Source organism: Rhodobaculum claviforme, assembly GCF_016653255.1.
Classification (GTDB): domain Bacteria; phylum Pseudomonadota; class Alphaproteobacteria; order Rhodobacterales; family Rhodobacteraceae; genus Rhodobaculum; species Rhodobaculum claviforme.
Map to the genome: position 1 here is coordinate 1 of NZ_NHSD01000050.1, position 3,464 is coordinate 3,464.

A 3,464-nucleotide genomic window follows, 5' to 3' on the forward strand; every position below is an offset into this window, starting at 1 on the left:
CCGTGCCCCGCGCATCCTGTCACCCCCGTTTCCGTGCCCCCGTCCGGCACCTTATTCCCGGGCCCTATTCCCGGGCCTTGAGTGCGGAAACCATGTCGACCCGGTCCAGCTGCCGACGCACCAGCACCACCGAGGCGACCGCGGCCACCCCCACCACCACCGTCGCCGCGCCATAGGTCGCCCGCGTCACCACCAGCGGGATCGACACGAACTCCGTCGACAGCCCCGCGGCGGTGGCGGCGGCAAAGCCGTAGCCCGCCACCCAGCCCAACGGCAGCGCCAGCAGCGTCAGCAGCAGCACCTCGCCCATCAGCACCCACGCGACATCGGCCCGGGAAAACCCCAGCACCCGCAGGCTGGCCAGCTCATGCGCGCGCTCCGACAGCTGGATGCGCGCGGCGTTGTAGACGACCCCCACCGTCACCAGCGTCCCGAGCGTGGCGTAGATCGCCACCATCGTCCAAAGATTCGCCTGGATCTCGGAGCGGAACCGCGCGCGCGTGTCGTCCCACAGCATCACGCCGGCCACCGCCGGTGTCGCCTTGACCGCCGCATGCAGGTCGCCCAGCGCCTCCGTGTCGATCAACAGGTCGATGCGGTTCACCTGTGGCGCCTGGCGCAGCAGCACCGACAGCGCGTCCGCGTCCATGTGCGCGTCCTGGCCCATGCTCTGGCGCGTCAACGCGGTGACCGGCAGCAGATGCGTCTCGCGCGGGGGGACGAGGAACTCGACCGCCACCAGATCGCCCGGCGCAATGTCCCAGGCCTGCGCCAGCGTCGCCGGCAGCGCGATCCCTCGGGGCGGGACCGGCACCACGCGCCCGTCGCGATCGAGCACGCGGATCAGGGTCGCGTCGGCGGCCTGCGCCTCCAGCCGCAGGGTGCGGTCGTGGGGACCATGGCGCAGCCGGATCGGGACCGAGGCGTGCCCCTCGGCCCGCAGCACACCCGGCAGGCGCGCGGCCTCCAGCAGCACCCCGTCGCCCCGCGCCTCGCTCAGCATCAGCGTCACCTGCGCGCGGTTGGCGGTGTAGAAGAAATCCTCCATCATCGCGTCCATGGCATCAAAGGTGAACAGCGACGCGACCATGATCGCGGTTGCCGCCATCACCCCGAACACCGTCACCGCCGCGCGCCCCGGATACCGCGTGACCGACCGCAGGATCATCATCGACGTCTGGCGCAGCCGCACCACCGCCGCCACCCGGTCCGCCAGCCCGCGGGCATAGCGCGGCGGCGCGGGCGGCGACATCGCCACCGCCGGTGCCAGCCGCACCGTGCGCCACACCGCGCGCAACGCCCCCGCCACCACCGTGGCCAGCGCCAGCCCCCCCGACACGGCAAAGGCCACCGGCTCGGGCCGGTAGACCAGATAGGGGAAGCGAAAGAAGTCCGCGTACAGCCCCGCCATCCCCGCCGCCAGCCACGCCCCCGCCAGCCAGCCGATCGCAACGCCGCACCCCCCGATCGCCAGCGCGAGCTTCAGGTAATGCGCCGCCACCGCGCCGGTGGAATACCCCACCGCCTTGAGCAACCCGATCTGCAACCGCTCCAGCGCGATCAGCCGGCCCAGCACCATGTTCACCAGAAATGCCGTGACGACAAAGAACACCGGCGGCAGGATCAGCGCGATGGCGCCCAGCTGCTGCAATTCGCTGTCCAGAAACCCGTGGCTCAGCTGCCGATCCCGGCCATGCGCCCCCTGCCCGCCATAGGGCGCAAGCAGATGGTCCAGCGCGGCGATCACCGCGGCCTCGCGCGCGCCGGGGGTCAGGCGCAGCGCGACGTCATCGAACGCCCCGTCCATGTCGAACGCCGCCGCAAGCGCCGCCTGCCCCATCCACAGCACGCCAAAGCGCAGGTCGTCCGGGATCATCGTGCCCGGTCCCATGGTATAGATGAATTCGGGGCTGAGCACCGTCCCGGACACCGTCAGGCGCCGCAACGTCCCATTAAGCACCGCATCAAACCCGTCGCCGGGGCGCAGGCCGTGCGCCTCGGCAAAGGGTTCGGACACCGCGACGGCGTCGTCGCGGTGCGGATCGGGCAGGGTGCCCCTGCGCACAAGCGGCTGGTTGAGGACCGGATCGCCCGCGTCGGGCACCGAGATCACCCACCCCATCGCAGGCTCGGCCAGCGCGGGCATGTCCAGCACGACCAGCCGCGCGATGCGCGCCTCGACCTGGGCGACGCCATCGATTTCGGCAATGGCGTCGAGCAGCGCGCGGGGGGCGCGGGTGGCCCGGGCGAACACATCGGCAAAGCGGTTGCGTTCGTACCAGGCGTCGCGGGTCTCGGTCAGGGTGGACTGGGTGCCGGTGCCCAGCACCAGCACCGCCACCCCGCAGGCCAGCACCAGCGCGATCGCCAGCGCCTGCGCGCGGATGCGCCACAGATCGCGCAGCAGCTTCCGGTCCAGCGCACGCATCACCACACCACCTGTGACGGAGGGATGCGGGTGGCGTTCACCTCGATGCGGGCCACGGCGCCATCGGCGAGGTGGATCACCCGATGCGCGATGCGCCGGATGCCGGCATTGTGGGTGATCAGGACGGTGGCGGTGCCCAGCTCGCGATTGACCTGGTCCAGCGCCTCCAGCACCTGCACGCCGGTGCGGCTGTCCAGCGCGCCGGTCGGCTCGTCGCACAGCAGCACTTCGGGGCGCTTGGCGATGGCGCGGGCGATGGCGGCGCGCTGCTGCTCGCCGCCCGACATCTCGGCGGGAAAGTGGTGGGCGCGGTGCGACAGGCCGACACGCTCCAGCGCCGCCTCCGGGGTCATCGGATCGCGGGAGATCTCGGTCACCAGCGCCACGTTCTCGCGCGCGGTCAGGCTGGGCACCAGGTTGTAGAACTGGAACACGAACCCGACATGGTCGCGGCGATAGGCGGTCAGCTGCGCATCCGTGGCCCGCGTCAGGTCGCGGTCGCGAAACATCACCCGCCCCGCCGTGGGCGTATCCAGACCGCCGAGGATATTGAGCAGCGTCGACTTACCCGAGCCGGAGGCGCCCAGCAGCACCACCATTTCACCCTCGCGCAGCGCCAGGTCCACACCGCGCAGCGCATGCACCGTGCCCGCCCCGGAGCCATAGACCCGCGTGACCCCCTCGGTGCGAAAGACGATGCCGTCGCGCATCCCGGCGCCTCCTGCGCGGGAAATGGACACCGGGCGGGCGGGGACGTCCTTGATCTGCCGCAAGGCGCCGCCGTCACACCGTCATCGGCGTGGCGGACGGGCCGCGAGGCGTTCGAGGGCGGCCGCCCGGCCCACGGCGCGCGCGGCGGCCGCCTGCGCGGTCAGTTCCGCGGCATGGGCCGACGCCAGCCGGGCATTGGCGCGCGCGCGCTCCTGATCGAGCCAGCGTGCGCGGGCCGCCACGAACATCAGGCCCGCCGCGCCGCCCTCCTCCAACTCCGGCGCCAGCGGCAGCGCATCGCGCGACCGCGCGGCGGGCCTGATGT

General features: G+C 72.2%; 3 protein-coding genes. All 3 read right to left on the reverse strand.

Annotated elements, in window-relative coordinates:
• Positions 1–64: 64 nt before the first annotated feature.
• On the reverse strand, positions 65–2,428 hold the full coding sequence (locus CCR87_RS00735) for an ABC transporter permease (RefSeq protein WP_201155418.1): 2,364 nt from the start codon (positions 2,426–2,428) through the stop codon (positions 65–67).
• On the reverse strand, positions 2,428–3,138 hold the full coding sequence (locus CCR87_RS00740; RefSeq protein WP_201155419.1) for an ABC transporter ATP-binding protein: 711 nt from the start codon (positions 3,136–3,138) through the stop codon (positions 2,428–2,430). The genes CCR87_RS00735 and CCR87_RS00740 overlap by 1 nt, the downstream gene beginning before the upstream one ends.
• An 81-nt stretch (positions 3,139–3,219) precedes the next feature.
• Positions 3,220–3,464: hypothetical protein (locus CCR87_RS00745; protein ID WP_201155420.1), on the reverse strand; the 245-nt coding region annotated here is incomplete at its 5' end.